Origin of the sequence: Slackia isoflavoniconvertens (genome assembly GCF_003725955.1) — a bacterium.
GTDB classification, from domain to species: Bacteria; Actinomycetota; Coriobacteriia; order Coriobacteriales; family Eggerthellaceae; genus Slackia; species Slackia isoflavoniconvertens.
Genome location: NZ_QIBZ01000002.1, coordinates 184,703 through 203,469 on the forward strand (window position 1 = coordinate 184,703; position 18,767 = coordinate 203,469).

At 57.2% G+C, this 18,767-nt stretch carries 12 protein-coding genes and 5 tRNA genes; 16 read left to right on the forward strand and 1 reads right to left on the reverse strand.

Translation table 11 applies throughout. From position 1 onward, the window contains the following. The first annotated feature begins 20 nt into the window (after positions 1–20). The 11 genes from DMP05_RS01745 to DMP05_RS01795 all read left to right on the forward strand — a co-directional run bounded on the left by DMP05_RS01745 (position 21) and on the right by DMP05_RS01795 (position 10,513). A complete protein-coding gene (locus DMP05_RS01745) occupies positions 21–1,331 on the forward strand; it encodes an adenylosuccinate synthase (protein ID WP_123218885.1) in 1,311 nt (436 codons plus the stop codon). Between the two features lie 240 nt (positions 1,332–1,571). After that, complete coding sequence (gene purD, locus DMP05_RS01750; protein WP_123218886.1) at positions 1,572–2,843, forward strand: phosphoribosylamine--glycine ligase; 1,272 nt, start codon at positions 1,572–1,574, stop codon at positions 2,841–2,843. 3 nt (positions 2,844–2,846) lie between these two features. After that, positions 2,847–4,190 carry a coproporphyrinogen III oxidase family protein gene (locus tag DMP05_RS01755; protein ID WP_123218887.1) on the forward strand — a complete coding sequence of 448 codons (1,344 nt, stop codon included), beginning with the start codon at positions 2,847–2,849 and terminating at the stop codon, positions 4,188–4,190. Positions 4,191–4,527: 337 nt separating this feature from the next. Beyond that, the gene (locus DMP05_RS01760) at positions 4,528–5,451 is read left to right on the forward strand and encodes an SPFH domain-containing protein (RefSeq protein ID WP_123218888.1); all 924 of its coding nucleotides are present in this window, start codon (positions 4,528–4,530) and stop codon (positions 5,449–5,451) included. Positions 5,452–5,616: 165 nt separating this feature from the next. Continuing rightward, positions 5,617–5,692: transfer RNA gene (locus DMP05_RS01765), tRNA-Phe, on the forward strand. Positions 5,693–5,740: 48 nt separating this feature from the next. Further along, positions 5,741–5,817, forward strand: a tRNA-Ile gene (locus DMP05_RS01770). A gap of 448 nt (positions 5,818–6,265) precedes the next feature. Next, positions 6,266–6,342: transfer RNA gene (locus tag DMP05_RS01775), tRNA-Ile, on the forward strand. 59 nt (positions 6,343–6,401) lie between these two features. After that, positions 6,402–6,477: transfer RNA gene (locus DMP05_RS01780), tRNA-Ala, on the forward strand. A gap of 223 nt (positions 6,478–6,700) precedes the next feature. Further along, positions 6,701–7,237, forward strand: coding sequence for a J domain-containing protein (locus DMP05_RS01785; protein ID WP_114616337.1), 537 nt, complete (start codon positions 6,701–6,703; stop codon positions 7,235–7,237). Further along, entirely contained in the window at positions 7,238–9,049 is a 1,812-nt protein-coding gene (typA, locus tag DMP05_RS01790) for a translational GTPase TypA (protein ID WP_114616336.1), read from the forward strand. A gap of 282 nt (positions 9,050–9,331) precedes the next feature. Next, the gene (locus tag DMP05_RS01795) at positions 9,332–10,513 is read left to right on the forward strand and encodes a peptidylprolyl isomerase (protein WP_123218889.1); all 1,182 of its coding nucleotides are present in this window, start codon (positions 9,332–9,334) and stop codon (positions 10,511–10,513) included. A 553-nt stretch (positions 10,514–11,066) separates the two neighbouring features. Here DMP05_RS01795 and DMP05_RS01800 read toward each other — a convergent pair. Further along, positions 11,067–11,157, reverse strand: a tRNA-Ser gene (locus DMP05_RS01800). Between the two features lie 74 nt (positions 11,158–11,231). On the opposite strand from DMP05_RS01800, the gene DMP05_RS01805 reads away from it, so the two are divergent. The 5 genes from DMP05_RS01805 to DMP05_RS01825 all read left to right on the forward strand — a co-directional run bounded on the left by DMP05_RS01805 (position 11,232) and on the right by DMP05_RS01825 (position 18,301). After that, complete coding sequence (locus tag DMP05_RS01805; RefSeq protein ID WP_123218890.1) at positions 11,232–13,229, forward strand: DUF2207 domain-containing protein; 1,998 nt, start codon at positions 11,232–11,234, stop codon at positions 13,227–13,229. Positions 13,230–13,368: 139 nt separating this feature from the next. Next, a complete protein-coding gene (gene purE, locus DMP05_RS01810; RefSeq protein WP_123218904.1) occupies positions 13,369–13,830 on the forward strand; it encodes a 5-(carboxyamino)imidazole ribonucleotide mutase in 462 nt (153 codons plus the stop codon). Continuing rightward, complete coding sequence (locus tag DMP05_RS01815) at positions 13,830–15,854, forward strand: thiamine pyrophosphate-dependent enzyme (RefSeq protein ID WP_123218891.1); 2,025 nt, start codon at positions 13,830–13,832, stop codon at positions 15,852–15,854. The genes purE and DMP05_RS01815 overlap by 1 nt, the downstream gene beginning before the upstream one ends. Positions 15,855–15,999: 145 nt before the next feature. Beyond that, positions 16,000–16,614: an indolepyruvate oxidoreductase subunit beta gene (locus tag DMP05_RS01820; protein ID WP_123218892.1), complete on the forward strand. Its 615-nt coding sequence runs from the start codon at positions 16,000–16,002 to the stop codon at positions 16,612–16,614. Positions 16,615–17,065: 451 nt separating this feature from the next. After that, entirely contained in the window at positions 17,066–18,301 is a 1,236-nt protein-coding gene (locus DMP05_RS01825; RefSeq protein WP_123218893.1) for a phenylacetate--CoA ligase family protein, read from the forward strand. The last annotated feature ends 466 nt before the right edge of the window (positions 18,302–18,767 follow it).

Genomic DNA, 18,767 nt, shown 5'->3' on the forward strand with positions numbered 1-18,767 from the left:
CGGCAAACGAAAGGACCATTATGCCGAACGTCGTGTTGGTCGGAGCCCAGTGGGGCGACGAAGGAAAAGGTAAGGTCACCGACCTCATCGCTCGTGACTTCGACTATGTGGTGCGCTATCAGGGCGGCAACAATGCCGGCCATACTGTTATCCACGGCGACAAAAAGCTCGCTTTGCACCTCATTCCATCAGGCATTATGTATGAAAAGGCCGTGCCGGTCATCGGTAACGGCGTTGTGGTGAACCCGCAGGTTCTCGTCGAGGAAATGCGCTTGCTCGAAGGCGAGGGCCTTTCGTGCGAGCGCCTGAAGATCTCGTGCGATGCTCACGTGATCATGCCCTATCACATTGAGCTCGACAAGGCGTCCGAGTTCCGTTTGGGCAAAAACGAAATCGGCACCACCAACCGCGGCATCGGCCCGTGCTATCAGGACAAGGCCGCCCGCAGCGGCATTCGCATTCAGGACTTGCTCGACGAACATGTGTTCCGCATGAAGGTCGAGGCGGCCCTCGAGGTGAAAAATGCCATTCTCGAGAAGGTGTACGGCAAGCGTACGTTCACCGTCGATGAGATTTGCGATGCCTACTTGCCCTTCGCCGAAATCATTCGTCCCCATATGGCCGAAACCGCTCAGCTGCTCAACGACGCGCTGCGCGAGGGCAAGCACATTCTGTTCGAGGGCGCGCAGGGCACGCTGCTCGACATCGACCATGGCACCTATCCGTTCGTCACGAGCTCTTCGTGCTGCGCGGGTGGCGCTGCTACTGGTTCGGGCGTTGGCCCCACGGCTATCGACCGCGTGCTCGGCATTCAGAAGGCCTACGTCACGCGCGTTGGCGCCGGTCCGTTCCCCACGGAACTCGTGTATCCCGAAAACGGCGGCGAGGGCCAAGATGCCATCGATGGCGATTTGCTGTGCGCTGAGGGTCACGAATATGGCGTGACCACGGGTCGCAAGCGTCGCTGCGGTTGGTTCGACGCGGTTATCGCGCGTTATGCGGCCGAGGTCAATGGCCTTACCGACATTGCTCTCACCAAGCTCGACGTGCTTTCCGCTTTCGACGAGCTTAAGATTTGCGTTGCCTATGAGTGCGACGGCAAAACGTACGATTACTTCCCCATGCAGCAAAGCGTGCTGTTCCATGCCAAGCCGGTGTACAAGACCATGCCTGGCTGGAAGGGCGAAGATATCACGAAGGCTAAGAGCTTCGAGGACCTGCCGGCAAACGCGCAGGCCTATATCGAGGAACTCGAGCGCCTCTCGGGCGTGAGGGCCACCATTATTTCGGTTGGTCCCGACCGCGATCAGACCTTTACCAGGGGTTGGTAGTCACGGTGCGCCGGCTTTTTGGCCGGCGTGCGTGTTTGATGCGATGGCGCCTTTGGCCGGTTATTTGCTCTGCGGCTTCCGCTCAATCGGTTAAGCTGCGTGCCGTTTCGTATGCGAAGCGGCGTGTTGGAGCCGCCTTCGCTGACAAATTTCGGCCCGTATAAGGGCTGCAATTGCGATACGTACCCGAGCGCCGCATGACGGCGTTCGGGTTTATGCATATCTAGGAAAGGAACATTCTTGAACGTTTTGGTGCTTGGTTCGGGCGGCCGCGAGCATGCCCTGGCATGGGCCATTGCGAAATCGCCTCGCCTCGACTCGCTGTTCGTTGCTCCCGGCAATGGCGGCACGGCGACTATTGCGAAAAACGTCCCCCTCGACATGAACGATGCTGATGCCGTTATCGGCTTCGCGCGCAGCGAGAACATCGACCTCGTGGTTGTTGGTCCCGAGGCTCCGCTGGTCGCTGGCGTCGCCGATGCTATCCGCGCGGCGGGCATCGCGGTGTTCGGCCCTGGTGCGCAGGGTGCGCGCCTCGAAGGTTCCAAAAGCTTCTCGAAGGAATTCATGCTGGCCCATGGCCTTCCCACGGCACGCTACAAAAAGTGCACGTCGCAGGATGAAGCCATGGATTACCTGCACGAGGTAGGCGCTCCCATTGTCGTGAAGGCTGACGGCCTTGCTGCTGGCAAGGGCGTCGTGGTTGCCGGAGATATGGAAGAAGCCGAAGAGGCTGTTCGCGATTGCTTCGCGGGCGACTTCGGCGAAGCGGGCAGCGTGGTGGTTATCGAGGAAATGCTCGAAGGCCCCGAATGCAGCATGCTCGCGTTCCTTTCCGAGGGCAAGGCTCTTGCCATGCCCTGCGCGCAAGACCACAAGCGCGCATTCGATGGCGACTTGGGCCCGAACACGGGCGGCATGGGCGTGTACTCTCCGGTGCCGTGCGTAACCCCCGAGCTCGAAGCCGCTATGCAAGAAATCATGCAGAATGCCGCCGCCGCTACGGCGAAGGAATTCGACGACGCCTACACGGGCGTGCTCTACGGTGGTTTCATGCTAACCGCCGAAGGCCCCAAGCTGCTCGAGTTCAACGCGCGCTTCGGCGACCCTGAAACGCAGGTCATCATGCCGCGTTTGGAGTCTGACGCGCTTGAAGCGTTCTACATGGTTGCCACGGGCAAGCTTGACGCGCTCGATTTGCGCTGGACCGACCAGGTTGCTGTGTGCGTGGTGCTTGCAAGCGATGGTTACCCGGGCAGCTATGAAAAGGGCAAGGTTATCTTGGGCATTGAAGAAGCCGAAGAGCTCGATGGCGTCACGGTGTTCCACGCGGGCACGGCGTTCAATCAAGACGACGAGCTCGTGACCAATGGCGGCCGCGTGCTCAACGTGGTCGCGCTTGCCGACACGTTTGAAGATGCTCGCGAGCTTGCTTACGAGGCGTGCGACAAAATCAACTTCGAGGGCAAGCAATATCGCCACGACATCGCGCTTCGTGCGCTGGAGGCGTAATTCATGCTGAGTGAACGCATGCTTACCACCGCCGTGCGCTCTTGTGCTACGCGGTTCATGAATATCAAGCCGTGCACCGAGCCCCGTATTCCCGGGCCGAATGCTGGCCAGCGCTACATGCTGTACGCGCATATTCCGTTCTGCGAACGCCTGTGTCCGTACTGCAGTTTCAATCGCTTCCCGTTTTCTGAGAAGCGTGCGGTGCCGTACTTCAAGAACCTGCGTGCCGAGCTCATGATGGTGAAGGAACTTGGCTACGACTTCGACTCGCTCTATATCGGTGGTGGCACGCCTACCATCATGATCGACGAGTTGTGCGATTTCATCGATTTGGCCAAGCGCGAGTTTTCAATCAAAGAAGTTTCGTGCGAAACCAATCCGAACCATCTTATTCCGTCGTATCTCGACAAGCTGCAGGGACGCGTCGACCGCCTGAGCGTGGGCGTTCAGAGCTTTGACAACGGCCTCCTTAAGCAGATGGACCGATACGATAAATACGGCTCGGGCGAGAGCATCCTCGAATCCATCAAGATTGCTGCGCCGTATTTCAAGTCGCTCAACGTCGATATGATTTTCAACTTCCCGGCGCAGACTGAAGAAATCTTGCGTCGCGATTTGGAAATGGTTATCGAGGGCGGAAGCGGTCAAACCACGTTCTATCCGCTTATGGCGTCGCCTTCGGTTGAAAAATCGCTCGCACGCACGGTCGGCAAGGTCGACTATGAGCGCGAGCAGCGTTTCTACGAGATTATTTCCGAGACGCTCGCCGGCGGCGCGAATTCACCTTACGTGCATGGCAGCGCGTGGACATTCAATAAGCGTGAAGACGAAGAGCCCGCGGCAAAAACGCCGGGCGATGGCCAAATGATTGATGAGTATATCGTCGATTACGAGGAATACCCGGCTATCGGTTCTGGCGGCATGACGTATTTGGGCCATACTCAGTATGTGAACACGTTCAGCGTGCGCGAATACAATAAGGCTATTGAATCGGGTCGTATGTCGCTTATGGGCAAGGCCGAGTTCAGCAAGCGCAACCGCATGCGCTACCGCTTTATGATGCAGCTGTTCGGCTTGCGTCTCGACAAAAAGCAGTGGGAGCGCGATTTCGGCTGCAGCGTCGCGGCGGGCTTGCCTGCTGAGTATATGTTCATGAAGATGAGCGGTGCGTTCGACGTGGACAACGATGAGGAAATCACGCTCACGCCGAAAGGCCGCTACCTCATGGTCGTCATGATGCGCCAGTTCTTCATTGGCGTAAACAACCTGCGTGACCAGGCTCGCAGCGTGCTTCCCAAAGAGGAGCGCGACTTGCTTTTCGGGGCGGGCTGTGCAATGAAAGACTAACGAAAACGCCGCTTTGCCAAGCGGCGTTTTTTGTTGCTGAACCGGAGGGGCGACGGTCTAGGCGGGCGGCGGTCGCGTTGGGCGATAGCCGATGCTTGTGGGGCGCGGATACGCTTCGTCTTAGGGTTAGGCCGTGGCCGTCGGCCATGATGCACCCGCGTCCCATTTCGGCTTTATTCGAGAGTCGCTTACCGTCGTTTCTTTCGGCGTGAATGGCGCCACGCTGGCTTGTTTCGCTTAACCGCGCATGCCGCGATATTTCACGTGCTCTTGATGCGGTGTAGGTGTCGGCGCCTGCTAGAATGGTGGCATCGTCTCCTAAGAGGAAGGTGCCACCATGGTTGGCGGTCTTGTGTTCTTCATCATTTTCATTTTGGTTATCGCGGCCATCATCAAAGATGGTCTGTTCGTCGTGAAACAGCAGCACGCGGTGATCATCGAGCGTCTGGGTAAATTCAATCGCTTTGTAGGAGCCGGCTTCCATGTGAAGATTCCGTTCTTCGAGCGTAAAGCTACGACCGTGAGCCTGCGAACCATGAAGAACGGCTTCAGCATCGATGTGAAAACCGAGGACAATGTGACCATCGGCCTCGATATTTCCGCGCAGTACCACGTCGATTACTCGCTGGGCAACAATCCCATGGAATCGGGCATTTTCAAGAGTTACTACATGTTGCAGGAACCCGTCGAGCAGATGAAAGACTTCATTACCGACGCGCTGCGCTCGAGCATTCCGACGTATTCGCTCGATGAGGTATTCGCTAAGAAAGACGACATCGCCAAAGACGTGAACGCGACGGTGAGCGAGCAGATGGCCGCTTACGGCTTCACGTTGGTGAGCACGCTCATCACGCGCATTTCGCTTCCGAAGGAAGTTGAAGATTCCATGAACCAGATCAACTCCGCCCAACGTGTGCGCCTGGCCGCGCAGGATTTGGCGGAAGCCGATCGCATTAAGAAGGTCACTGAGGCGCTTGCTGAGGCTGAAAGCATGGAAAAGGCCGGCGAGGGCATCGCGAATCAGCGCAAGGCTATCGCGCAGGGTATTAAAGATTCCCTCGAGACCATTAAGGAATCGGGCGTGACGCCCCAGGAGGCAAACGAGCTGTTCATGTTCACCCAGTGGGCCGACATGATGGGCCGCTTTGCCGAATCGGGCAAAGGCTCGACCGTCGTGCTGCCGAACGATTTCAAATCGACGGCCAGCATGTTCGAGCAGATGCTTGCCGCAGGTGCCGCCAATGAGGAGTCGACGAAATAGCCGAGTCTCGTGTTTCAATAGCCCCGCCCGATGCCGAAACCTGTTAAATGCTCGTAGCGTTTAACAGGTTGGTCCAGGTGACAGGCTAACTTTAAAATTATCGAAAAAAGTTCTTGCATTCGGGTTGTCCGGTCTGTAATATACATACCTGCGTTTGACGCAACCGGTCAGGTAGCTCAGTCGGTAGAGCAGGGGATTGAAAATCCCCGTGTCGGGGGTTCAAGTCCCTCTCTGACCACCATTTGAATTAGAGAGCCGCTCGAAAGAGCGGCTTTTTCAAGCGCAAAATGGGCCTGTAGCTCAGTTGGTCAGAGCGCACGACTGATAATCGTGAGGTCATAAGTTCGAACCTTGTCAGGCCCACCACCGAACATTGAAGCTCGTCCTTAGGGACGGGCTTTTTTCGTCTAGGGTGTTAGTTGCGCGGCCGCTTCTGGCAGGAAATGCCGCCAGGGGGCCTCGTTGCGCTCCTTTTTATGGCGGCTCATGAATTTCCTCTTAGCAACGTTCCGCTGACCTGGTGCTATGAATTGCGTTTTGATGCGGGAATGCGTGAGGGTTGCTTAAAGAGGCCCCATTGTCCTAATTCCTGCCATGAAAGGCGCGATTTGTTGCAATTGGGCCCCCTTCGTGCATTTTTTGGCAACCGATTCGATGCGTCAATTGTTTGTGCAATCTTGCGGAACAGGTGCCGTGCCCTTTCTTGCGCTGAAAGAGCGGAATCGCTTCACTCGCGATAGTTCCGAAAAAAGTTGAAAAAAGTTGTTGCAAAGTTGTTTCGAGTCGTTGTAATATAGCCAAGCACTTTTAGCGCGGGCCTGTAGCTCAGTTGGTCAGAGCGCACGACTGATAATCGTGAGGTCACAAGTTCGAACCTTGTCAGGCCCACCACCTTTGCTTAATAAACGCCCCACCGTGAGCCACGAGCCGGTGGAGCGTTTATTAGATACGGGGAATTAGCTCAGCTGGGAGAGCGCGGGCTTTGCAAGCCTGAGGTCAGGGGTTCGATCCCCCTATTCTCCACCACATTCATTACGCCGTCCTTCGGGGCGGCGTTTTTCGTATTTCACCCTCATTATGCTGCGCTCACGCCGTGCGCAAGGAACATCTTTCGCCCCAGAATCATATGTCCGCCTGCGGCGCTGCTATGCAGGTTCTTTGTAAGCGTTTTGCGCGTTTATCTGCAGCGTTGCTATGCCTGCTATAATTCTCGCCCGTATGTTTCCGCTTTGTCGACGAAAGGGTTTGCGTGAATCGTACCGAAGCGCTCAACATCCTTGGACTCGACGACGATGCGTCGGCGGCCGACATCAAATCGGCCTATCGCGAGTGCGTGCAGATATTGCACCCCGATCGCTTCGCGAATAATAAGAAGCTGCAAGATCGAGCGACTGAGCAATTCAAGCGTCTACAAGACGCCTACGAGTATCTCACGAGCGATCGCGCGGCGTCGAAACAGAGCCGCTCGTCTTCTCGCCCTCGCCAAGCCTACACGGCACGCGAGGCGAAAATCGCGGGTTTGGAAGCCGCGCGCACGCAGCTCATCGCCCAGCACGATGCTCTGTGCGACGAGCGCCGCAATTCTATCATCATGATTGCGGCCGGCGTCATTATCGCGCTGTTCTTGCGCCGCATTGTATGGGCGGCTGGCCTTGCGGGAACGTTGGTAATTTGGGGTATCGTCACGCTCACGGGAGCGTGCAAGAATATCGCGACGCTCAATGAGCACCTCGGCGAAATTGAGATGCAGAAGCGCCAACTGGAAGAGAACTGGGAAGAAGACTAAATGAAGCAAGAAAACCTTCGCAACGTGGCAATCATCGCGCACGTTGACCATGGTAAAACCACGATGGTCGACCGCCTTCTGGGCGCAGCCCACGTGTTCCGCGAGAATCAGCAGGTCGAGGAGCGCGTGCTCGACTCGAATGACCAGGAACGTGAGCGCGGCATCACCATTCTGTCGAAGAATATTTCCATCAACTACAAAGGCGTGAAGATCAACGTCATCGACACCCCGGGCCACGCCGACTTCGGCGGCGAGGTCGAGCGCGTGCTGAACATGGCCGACGGTGCTCTGCTCATCGTTGACGCATACGAAGGCCCCAAGCCCCAGACGCGTTTCGTGCTCTCGCATGCACTCGAGGCCGGCCTGCGCATTGTGGTGGTTGTGAACAAAATCGACCGCCCGAATGCCGACCCCGAAGCCGCCGTCGATAAGGTGTTCGACCTCATGGTCGAACTTGGCGCTTCCGACGAGCAGCTCGATTTCCCGGTTGTTTACGCTTCGGCCGTGAATGGCTACGCTCGCTACGAATACGACGACGGCAACATGGACATGATTCCGCTGCTCGATACCATTTTGAAAGAAATTCCTGCGCCCGACGTTGACGCCGATGGCCCGGTTGCGATGCAGGTGTGCACCGTCGACCACAGCAGCTACGAAGGCCGCATCGGCATTGGTCGCTTGCATAGCGGCACCATTCACGAGAAAGACCTTGTGCTCGTGGTTCCCTCCGAGGGTGAGCCGTACAATGCCCAGATTCGCAAGGTGTACACCTTTGAGAACCTTGGCAAGGTTGAGGTCCCCGAGGCTCATGCGGGCGACATCGTTGCTGTTATCGGCATTGAGGCTGCCGACATCGGAGATGTGATTACCGATCGCGAGAACCCGGTCGAAATGAAGCCCATCGCCGTCGAAGAGCCCACCATGGCCGTTGTGTTCGAAGCTTCCACGAGCCCCATCGTGGGTCGCGAGGGTGACATCGTTGGCGCCCGCCAGCTTAAAGAGCGCCTCATGCGCGAAAAGGAATCCAACATTTCCATGCGCATTGACGAGACGGAAGACAAGAGCGGCGTTCGCGTCGCCGGTCGTGGCGTTCTGCACCTGTCCGTTCTTATGGAAACGATGCGCCGCGAGGGCTTCGAATTCCAGGTTGGTCGCCCGCAGGTCGTGTACAAGACCGACGAGCACGGCAACAAGCTTGAGCCCATCGAGGAGGCAACGCTCGACGTTCCCAACGATTACTCGGGCAAGGCTATCGAGGTTATGGGCACCGCTGGCGGCATCATGGAAGACATGGCTTCCGACGAGACCATGACGCACCTCGTGTTCCGCATTCCGTCACGCGGCACCATGGGCCTGAAGACGCGCATCCTCAACGTGACCCACGGCGAGGGCGTGCTGTTCCATCACTTCCGCGAGTACGGTCCGTATACCGGCGAGATGCAGGGTCGCAAGAATGGCGGCATGATTGCCATGAGCACCGACAAGGCCGTTGCGTACGCTCTTGACACGCTGCAGCAGCGCGGCCGCCTGTTTGTGAAGCCGGGCGACGAGTGCTATGAAGGCATGATCGTCGGCGAATCGGCCAAGGAAGGCGATATGGTCGTGAACGTGTCGAAGACTAAGAACCTGGGCAACCAGCGCTCTTCGACCGCCGATAAGGCCATCCAGCTTACCCCGCCGGTGACGTTCACCCTCGAAGAGGCTCTGGAGTACATTGAGGACGACGAGCTCGTCGAGGTCACGCCGCAGTCCATTCGTATGCGCAAGCGCCTGCTTTCCGCAACCGACCGCCGCAAGGCTAACAAGAACTAGCGAATTCCATTTCGCCGCTTTGAGACCCGCCCGCGTATACGGGCGGGTCTTTGTATATACACGCATTTATTCCCATGCGCCGAAATGCCCAATTTGCCGTATATGGCCGTGCATTTTGGGCGTTCGCGTGGTGTGCGTGTGGGTGTATTGTGACGGCGTTAAACCCGTTTTTCGCCTGTGGGAAAATACTGGCCCGTACACAAAGGGCAAAAGCGAATGCGGCATGGGGAGAGTTTAGGTCGCGTCCCGTTTACCCTTGCCCATAAGAGAAGGTAGGGCTTAATGAAGAAGATGAACTTCTTGAAAATCGCCTGCGCTGCGGCACTTTCCGCCGCATGCTGTTTTGCCGCCGTTGGCTGCAGCCAGACGAAAAGCGATTCCGGCGACGTGTCGGTGAGCGATACGTCCGAAGGCGTTGCTGCCACGGTCAATGGCACGGAAATCGGCGAGAAGGCCGTGACTTCGTACATCGCAAACTTCCGCAGCATGTCGAATCTTGAGTCCGACGCCGACTGGGCACAGTGGCTCGTCGACAACAATTACACCGCGTCCGACATTCGCGAGGAAGTCATCAACTATTACGCGAGCCAGGAACTCATTCGCCAGGCTGCCGAGGAAAACGACATTAAGGTCGAGTCTTCCGAAATCGATTCCCAGGTGCAGCAGATGCGCTCTTACTACGATTCCGATGAAGATTGGGAAAATGCGCTGAAGCAGATCGGCACCACCGAGTCGCAGTATCGCTCGCTGCTTGAGGTTTCCATGCTTCAGCAGGCTCTTCAGGAAAAGGTTGCCCAGCCGGAAGACCCCACCGATGAAGAGCTTCTGCAGTACGCCCAGATGTATGCCACTTACTACAACGGCGCAAAGAAATCGAGCCACATCCTGTTCAATTCCGATGACGAAGCTACCGCCCAGGAAGTGCTCGACAAGATTAACTCTGGAGAGCTCGACTTCGCTGAGGCCGCAAAAGAGTATTCTCGGGATGAAGGCAGCAAGGAAGACGGCGGCAATGTTGGTTGGGATAAGCTGACATCGTTTGTCGACGAGTACCAAACCGCGCTCGATGGCCTTGAGGAAGGCCAGGTTTCCGGCCTGGTAACCTCGAGCTATGGCATCCATATCATCAAGTGCACCCAGGTGTTCAACGCTCCTGAGGAAGTCACGTCGATCGACCAGCTTCCGTCTGAGTTCATGGATTCCATCAAGTCCACCCTTGAGTCTTCCGCCAAGCAGCAGGCTTATTCGCAGTGGTATCAGGACTACAAGAGCAATGCCGACATTCAGATCAACGACATGCCGAGCGGTCTTGTCTACGATGTAAGCCTCGATGGCGTCGAACCTTCGAGCACGTCCGCTTCGACGGAATCTGATGCAAGCACTTCCGCCGACTCTTCGACCGAATCTTCGGTCGAGAACGCCTCGACTGAGTCTTCTCAGCCCGCCGAGACAAAAACCAACTAGGCGCAACAACGCACTCAATCAAGAAACCCGCTTCGGCGGGTTTCTTTGTATTTGTAATCTTATGACTCGTTGCAACCTGTTAAATGCTCGTAGCGTTTAACAGGTATGTGCTTGCCCGGTGTGACGAAATCTCACCCCCAGATAATCATTCGAAACAGAAAAATATGAAGAAATGCTTCGTTCGCACCTAAAGTCAGCGAGCGTGCGCCCGGCGCGGCAGATTGCCCCGCCGCATGGCCAAGCGTACTTTGGTACGCGCCGCGCCATGCACAAGGGGTAAGATGACGCGCCCGGCGCACGCGCAGTATCAGGTCGGCTCAAAAGAAAAACGCCGTTCGTTAGAACGGCGTAAATAAACAACTGGCGGAGAAGTGGGGATTCAGAATCGCGCTGCGCGCGCTTCACCTCGTCGGCTAAAGCCTCCTCGCGATTCGCTGAAAACAGCTCACTGGGCTGTTTTCCTGGCGCGAATCGACCTCATCGGTTCGAATCCCCTCGTTGTTGTCATAAAACAAAACAGACACGGTTTCCCGTGCCTGCGGCATTTCAAGACTGGCGGAGAAGTGGGGATTCGAACCCCAGATACCCTTGTGGGGTATACTCACTTAGCAGGCGAGCACCTTCGGCCTCTCGGTCACTTCTCCGCTCGTGACGCACATTTTTGTGCGTGCAGGGGTGTATGATACCGTGACACCTATCCAAATGCAAGGGAGACTTGATGACTTCATCGTTGAATCACCACAGAGCTTCGCAAAAACGCTTCGCGCGTACCTTCATTTTGCAATTCCTTATTGTCGCGATCGCCGCCATTGCCATGCTTGCATGCATGCCTTCGCACGCGTACGCCAAATCGTACACATGCCCAAGCGTCACGATAGATGCCCAAGCGAACGCCGACGGCTCGCTTGATGTCACTGAAGCGCGCACATTCGATTTTTCGGGCAATTTTACAGCGGTGTGGTGGACCTTCGACAACATGCCGACCAAGGAAAGCATGCTTTCGGTGAAATCGGTATCGCTTACCAATGAGTCCACAGGTGAGACCCAGACGCTTTCCCCCGTAGAATTCCAGCGAGCGTGGCGCGAGGCCGGCGGCGCGGGATACCCGTCGTATTCCATCGACGAGGACGAGAACACCGTGTATGTGTTCTTCGACGAATCCGATTCTGAAGTCACGATGACGCTCTCGTACTCCATTTCGAATTTCGTTCAGGTTTACGACGACGTCGCCGAGGTGTATTGGCAATATATCGGCCATGGTTGGGCGGTCGACAGCGACCATGTCACCACGACGCTCACGGTTCCGGTTCCTGCAGGCACGCAGGTTCGCGCAGGCGACAATGTGCGCGCATGGGGCCATGGTCCGCTCGACGGAAGCCTGTCCATTGGCGATGATGGCGCGATTTATGCGCAGGTCTCTTCGGTAAGCGCGGGCGGCTATGCCGAAATCCATTCGGTATTCCCTGCGGAATGGATGAACGTTTCGGGCTCGGCGGCCAACAAGCATATGGGCAATCGGCTCGATTCCGTGCTCGAGGATGAAGCCCAGCTTGCGAACAAGGCGAATGCCTCCCGTCTGCAGTCGCTTCTCTTCATTGTGGTGTGCCTGGTTGCCGCCATCGGCATTATCGTGTGGGCGGTCTTCATGTTCTTCCGCCATGGCCGCGAGTATAAGCCCCAATTCCAGGATGAATACTGGCGCGATGTGCCTGCAAAGGGTCTTTCGCCCGCGGTTATCGGGCGACTGTGGCGTTTCGATGCCGAGTCCCCCAATGACCTTACGGCGACGCTCATGCATCTGTCCCATATCGGCGCAATTCGGCTCGATGCCGGCAGCTACGAAGCGCCCAACAAGGGGCTTTTTGGCATGGGCGGCAGCAAAACGGTGAACGATTACTACATCACGCGCCTTCCTGGCTGGGAAGAAAAGGTCGTCGACTCTATTGATAAAAAGACGATGGACCTCGTATTCAAGAAAATTGCCAAGGGTGCCGATTCCTTGTGGTTTGGCACTATTCAGCAGTTCGGAACCGATTACCCTGAGTCGTTCAACGACGCTATGGAAAGCTGGCAGGGCGTGGTTTCGGCTGAAACGAACAAGTGCAACTTCTTCGAGGAAAAAGGTTCGCACTATCGCGTGATTTTCTTCGTGCTCGCAGTGCTGTTGGGCATCGTGGGCGTTTTCTCGCTTTTCGTGACCGACGAATTCACGTTGTTCTTGGCGTTCATTCCGCCCGTGGTGGTGCTCGCGGTGCTTTCGAAGTTCATGCAGCGTCGCAGCCGCGAGGCGGTTGAAATTCATGCCAAGTGCGTCGGCCTGCGCAACTGGCTCAAAGATTTCAGCGCGCTCGACGAACGCCTGCCCACCGATGTGAAAGTGTGGGGCGAAATGATGGTGTATGCCTACGTGTTTGGTGTCGCCGAAGAGGCTATGAAGGCGCTTCAGGTGAAACTGCCCCAGGTCATCCAAGACGAGGACTTCGCGACATCGACGGGCTATTGGCTCATGCCCCACTATTACGGCATGCCGGGTGGTACGGCCGCTCCCGTTGTGAGCCCCGCCGAAATGTTCCAAACCATGCAGGCCAACACCATGCAGACGGTTTCCGAGGCGCTCAGCGCCGCGTCGAGCAGCGATGGCTCGGGTGGCGGCTTCTCGGGTGGCAGTGATTTTGGCGGAGGCGGCTTCGGTGGAGGAGGCGGCGGCGCAAGGTAGCCGCTCGGTTTCTCACGTTGCCTCGAAAGCCTTTCGCGCCACGTATCATTTAGTTATCCTGCGCCTCTTTTATTCCGATGCTTTTTACACGTTATACTTTAGTGAGAAAAAGCGTTCGCGAGTGAAAGAGGCGATTTTCATGGCTGAAGAAAAGGCGTTGGTCGGAATCATCATGGGCAGCGAAAGCGACATGCCCAATATGGAGCCGTGCATGAAGCAGCTCGAGGAGTTCGGCATTCCTTACGAAGTGAAGGTTGCCAGCGCGCACCGCAAGCCGGCCGAGGTGCATGAATGGGCATCGGGCGCCGAGGAACGCGGTATGCGCGTTATCGTTGCTGCTGCCGGCAAGGCCGCCCACCTTGGTGGTGTGGTTGCCGCCTATACTCCGCTGCCGGTTATTGCCGTGCCTATGAAAACGAGCGACTTGGGCGGCCTCGATTCGCTTCTCTCTATGGTCCAAATGCCCTCTGGCGTGCCCGTCGCATGCGTCGCCATCAATGGCGCGAAAAACGCTGCGATTCTCGCGGTGCAAATGCTCGGCACGGGTTGCGATGAATGCCGCAAGAAGATTTCTGATTTCAAAGCGAAGATGGCTGAATAATGACAAAGAAATTGCTCATGGGCAACGAGGCCTTCGCGCATGCCGCGCTCGAGGCGGGCGTTGCCGTGGTCGCGGGTTATCCGGGCACGCCCTCGAGCGAGCTTATCGAAACCGTTGCGAAGCGCGTGCAGGCGGGTGCCGCCGAAAACGTGCATGTTGAATGGTCGACCAACGAAAAGGCGGCGCTCGAGTTGCTCGCCGGCGCGTCGTATGCCGGCGCACGTACGCTGTTCACTTGCAAGCAAGTCGGCCTCAACGTCGCGAGTGACCCGCTCATGAGCTTGAATTATGTGGGCGTCGAGGGCGGCTGCGTCATATATGTGGCCGACGATCCTGGCCCTATTTCGTCGCAGACCGAGCAAGATACGCGTCGTTTTGCGTCGTTCGCCAAGATTCCTGCGCTCGATCCGGCGAGCGTTGAGCAGGGCGTTGAAATGCTCCCGTGCGCCTTCGCGCTTTCTGAACGCTATCGAACGCCGGTGATTATGCGTCCAACGACGCGTGTGTGTCATTCATCGACGTTCGTCGATGTGGCTGAAAAAACGCAGGGCGCCCCTGTAAAGGGTTTCTCAAAAGACGATTCCCGCTGGGTTATTTTTCCTGCGCGAGCATATCGCGGACATAAAGAAATTAACGGCCGATTGGCGAAGATCGCCGATGAATTCTCGGGCGTATGCGCCTCCGAGACGCCGAGTGGTTTGCCGTCGGAAGATCTTTCTCGCTTCAATCCCATCGAAAATCACGGCGATGCGCCGAAAATCGGCATCGCGTGCGGCGGCGTGTCGACCGCGTATGCGAAAGAGGCGCTTTCGATTCTTGAGCACGCGGCAAAACAGGCGGCTTCTGCGGCTGATGTTGCCGGCGGTGAGCGCGGCGAGGCTCTTCCGAGCTATCGTTTCATGCAAATCGGCACGCCGTTCCCGTTCCCCGAGGTTCGCGTGGATGAATTCCTCGATGGCCTCGATGCTGTTATCGTGTTCGAGGAACTTGATTCGGTTATTGAAGACGGCCTCGTTCATGTGGCCGGCTTGCGTGCGGCGCGAGGCAAGAGCGCTCCTCGGGTTCTTGGCCGTGCGTCGGGCGCGTGCCGCGATGCCGGCGAGAACGACGCCGATGATATTGTTGAGCGTTTGAGCAAATTCTTTGATGAAGCCTTGCTGCGTCGTGAGGGTGTTTCGGGCGACGAGCTCATGCGTAAAATTGAAGAACGCGCCAATGCGCGAGCTCGTGCACGCGAAGCCGAGGCGCCCAATCTCGATATCGAGCTTCCCGCACGCCCACCGGTGTTGTGCGCAGGCTGCCCCCATCGTGGTTCGTTTTACGCATGCAAGCAAGCGCTCAAAAAAATGCGCGTTCGCGGTATCTTTTCGGGCGATATCGGCTGTTACACCTTGGGCAATGCCAAGCCGCTCGATGCTGTGGATACCTGTTTGTGTATGGGCGCGGGCATCACGATGGCGCAAGGCCTCGGCGTTGCCGACCCTGCGGCGAAACAGCTTGCTTTCGTGGGCGATTCGACGTTTTTCGCGAGCGGTATCACGGGCGTTGCCAATGCCGTATACAACCAGCACGACATCACGGTGTGCGTGCTCGACAATTCCACCACGGCCATGACGGGCGGGCAGCCGCATCCTGGCACGGGCAACACGCTCATGGGGCCTAAAAGCGCGCCGCTTTCTATCGAACGCGTCCTCGAGGCACTTGGCGTGGAATGCATCGAGTTCGCCAACCCCCATCATCTTGATGAGAGTATCGATGCGGTCACGAAGGCGGTTTCTTTCGAGGGCCCGTCTGCGGTTATCTTCCGCGCGCCGTGCGTGAATCTCGTTAAGCCCGAGGCTCCTGTTTCGATCAATGCGGAAACATGCACGGTCTGCAAGAAGTGCATCACGTCGATAGGGTGTCCCGCCATCGGATTCAATGGCGAGGTTGCTACGATTGATGAGACGCTGTGCACGGGCTGCGGTTTGTGCACGCAGGTTTGTCTGTTTGGGGCCATCGCGCCAGCGCGCCAATCTGCATAGACGCGACCGGCGGGCGGGCGTCCCGCGTACCGTTGTCGCTTTGGCTTTCGGCTGCCGCGAAGCGCATCGCAGTCGCATTCTGATTGAAGGGTGCGAGGATCACGCTCGTTGGCTTTTGTAAGACCATGATTTGGAGTGTTGTCCAATGAAAAATGTAGTGCTCACCGGTATTGGCGGACAGGGTACCGTGCTCGCCGCGAAAATACTCGCCCAGGCTGCGCAAGCGCGCGGCTGGCATGTGCGCACCGCTGAAACAATCGGTATGGCGCAGCGAGGCGGAAGCGTGACGAGTCATGTTCGCATGGGCAACGAAGGCGAACATGTTGCCTCGCCGCTCGTGGGTGCGGGTGCGGCCGACATGCTCATCGCCTTCGAGCCTGGCGAAGCGGCGCGTATGCTCGGGCTTCTCTCTGCGCACGGCGTGCTTGTCACGGCGTCGAATGTGAAACAGCCCGTCACGGCGTCGCTGTCGAAAACGGTGTATGTTGCGGCACCGGTGCTTGAGGCGCTCGAAAGGCGCGAGGGCGCAACCGTCGTGGTCGACGAATCGGCGCTCCTTGAGCTTGTCGGCAATTCGAAGGCTCTCAACATCGTTCTGCTGACGGTCGCCATCTCTCAGCGCGATGCTCAAGGAAATCCTCTTTTAGGCATTTCGCTCGACGAATTTAAGGAGGCCATTCGCGTATGCGTGAAGCCGAAATTCGTTGATATGAACCTTGCTGCGGTCGATGCTGTGTGCAAAGAATTGGGATTGCGGTAAGTTCGTTTCGGTGAGCGATGCATGGCACGCGACCGACGATTTTTTTCTCGGGCCTATTTCTCTTTCGATTCGTTTGAATTCATAAAACCCCGCAGGCATGGCATCCTTGTGGGAGTTTCTGCGTTTGTGGGTGGGCGGCTGCGAAGAGGTTGGTGTGTTGAACGTTGCCGCGGCCAAAGCCCGCTCGCGGAATCTTTCATTCCATATCTTGCTCATTGGGCGCTTTAGCGTACAATAGTGCCCATGATGAACGCACTCGACATACAATCTCTCAAAGCCGCGCGCGCCGCGTTGGCTGGTCGATGGCTCTAGCTTCAAGTTTGCTCAGCGAGCTTGAGGCGCCTTTTTCGTGCACCCGAATGACGAAACTGCGTAAAGCCCTGATTTTTCGCAGGCTTGAAGCGTCTCCAATTTCCGCAAATTATGTCAGACATGCGCGAAAGGCAGTGCCATGCAGCTCACCGATGAACAGTTCAACCTTATTAAAGAGCAATTCAAAACTCTGAAAGATCGTTCTCCCTTCTATGCGAAGAAGTTTGAGGACATCGATTTGTCCGACGTACAAACCCAGGCCGACTTCGAGAAGCTGCCCTTTTCGGAAAAGGCCGACTTACGCGAAGCCTATCCGTTGGGAATTCAAGCCGTACCCGACGAGGAAGTTGTGCGCATCCACAGCTCTTCGGGTACGACGGGCACGCCGGTCATTATTCCTTACACCGCACAGGATGTTGCCGATTGGGCCGAAATGTTTGCGCGTTGCTATCGCACGGCGGGCATTACCAATAAGGATCGCATTCAAATTACCCCTGGCTATGGTCTGTGGACTGCGGGCATTGGGTTCCAGCTTGGCTGCGAGCGCTTGGGCGCTATGGCTATTCCCATGGGTCCCGGCAATACCGAGAAGCAGCTGCAAATGATGCAAGACCTGCACAGCACGGTTATCACGGGCACGAGTAGCTATGCGCTTTTGCTCGCTGAGGAAATCTCGAAGCGAGGCTTGCGCGATAAGCTCGACCTGCGCAAAGGCGTTATTGGCTCGGAGCGTTGGGGCGAAAAGATGCGCCACCGTATCGAGAATGAGCTTGGCGTTGAGATTTTCGATATCTATGGCCTGACCGAGATTTATGGCCCCGGCATCGGCATTTCGTGCAGCGAGCACCACGGCATGCATATTTGGAGTGACTACGTATATTGCGAGATCGTCGACCCGAAGACTGGCGATCCCGTGCCCGACGGCGAAATGGGCGAGCTCGTGCTTACCACGCTGCGCAAGCAAGGGGCGCCGCTTATTCGCTATCGTACGCACGACCTCACGCGCATCATTCCCGGCGATTGCGCTTGCGGCTTGAAGCATCCCCGCATCGACACCCTTACTGGTCGCACCGACGACATGGTAAAGGTGAAGGGCTGCAACATGTTCCCCGCGCAAATCGAGGAAGTCATTGCGTTTACCGATGGTGCGAGCTCTGAGTATCAGGTCATGATTGAGGCAATTGATGGCCGCGATGTGCTCACGGTGCTGTTCGAGACGCCGCTCGAAGGCGAGGATAAGGAAAAGTGCGAGCAGGAGCTTGCGCTGCTCTTTAAGGCGAAGATTGGCTGCACGCCTGAAGCGAAGGGCGTCCCCATGGGCGAGTTGCCGCGTTCGGTAAAGAAGACCAAGCGCATCTTCGACAGTCGCTACTAAACATATCTCTCTATAGATATATAGAGAGAATCGACCAGGGGCGGTCGCCGAGGGGATTGCCCGCGCGGAAGGCGGGCGGGCCCGGAGGCGGCCGTTCTTCTTTCGGGAGGCTATCCCCTCCGCGAGAAGCTTGGCGGAAGCGAGCAGGGGAAAGCCGGCGACAGGGGGAAGCGCCGCTTGCGTGACGACGGCGCGGAAGGCCTCCGGCCCGGAGGCGGGTGCCGATCTCTTTGCTTATATATAGGAGGCTGAATCGGCCGCGCCTATGGGCCGGGGCGAAACGCCGGGGCCGCGGGGCGGGGCGAAGCGCCAGCCCGTTGCCGCCCAAGCGTCCGAACCCCCCCATCCTTCCGCTCCGCCGCGCTGGAGTTGTCGGCATCCTGTGTGCGGGCGGGTTTCCCGCACCCGGGGCGCCGGGGGCGCGTATAATGCTGAACTCGCCGCCGCGAAGGGCAGAAGCCCGGAG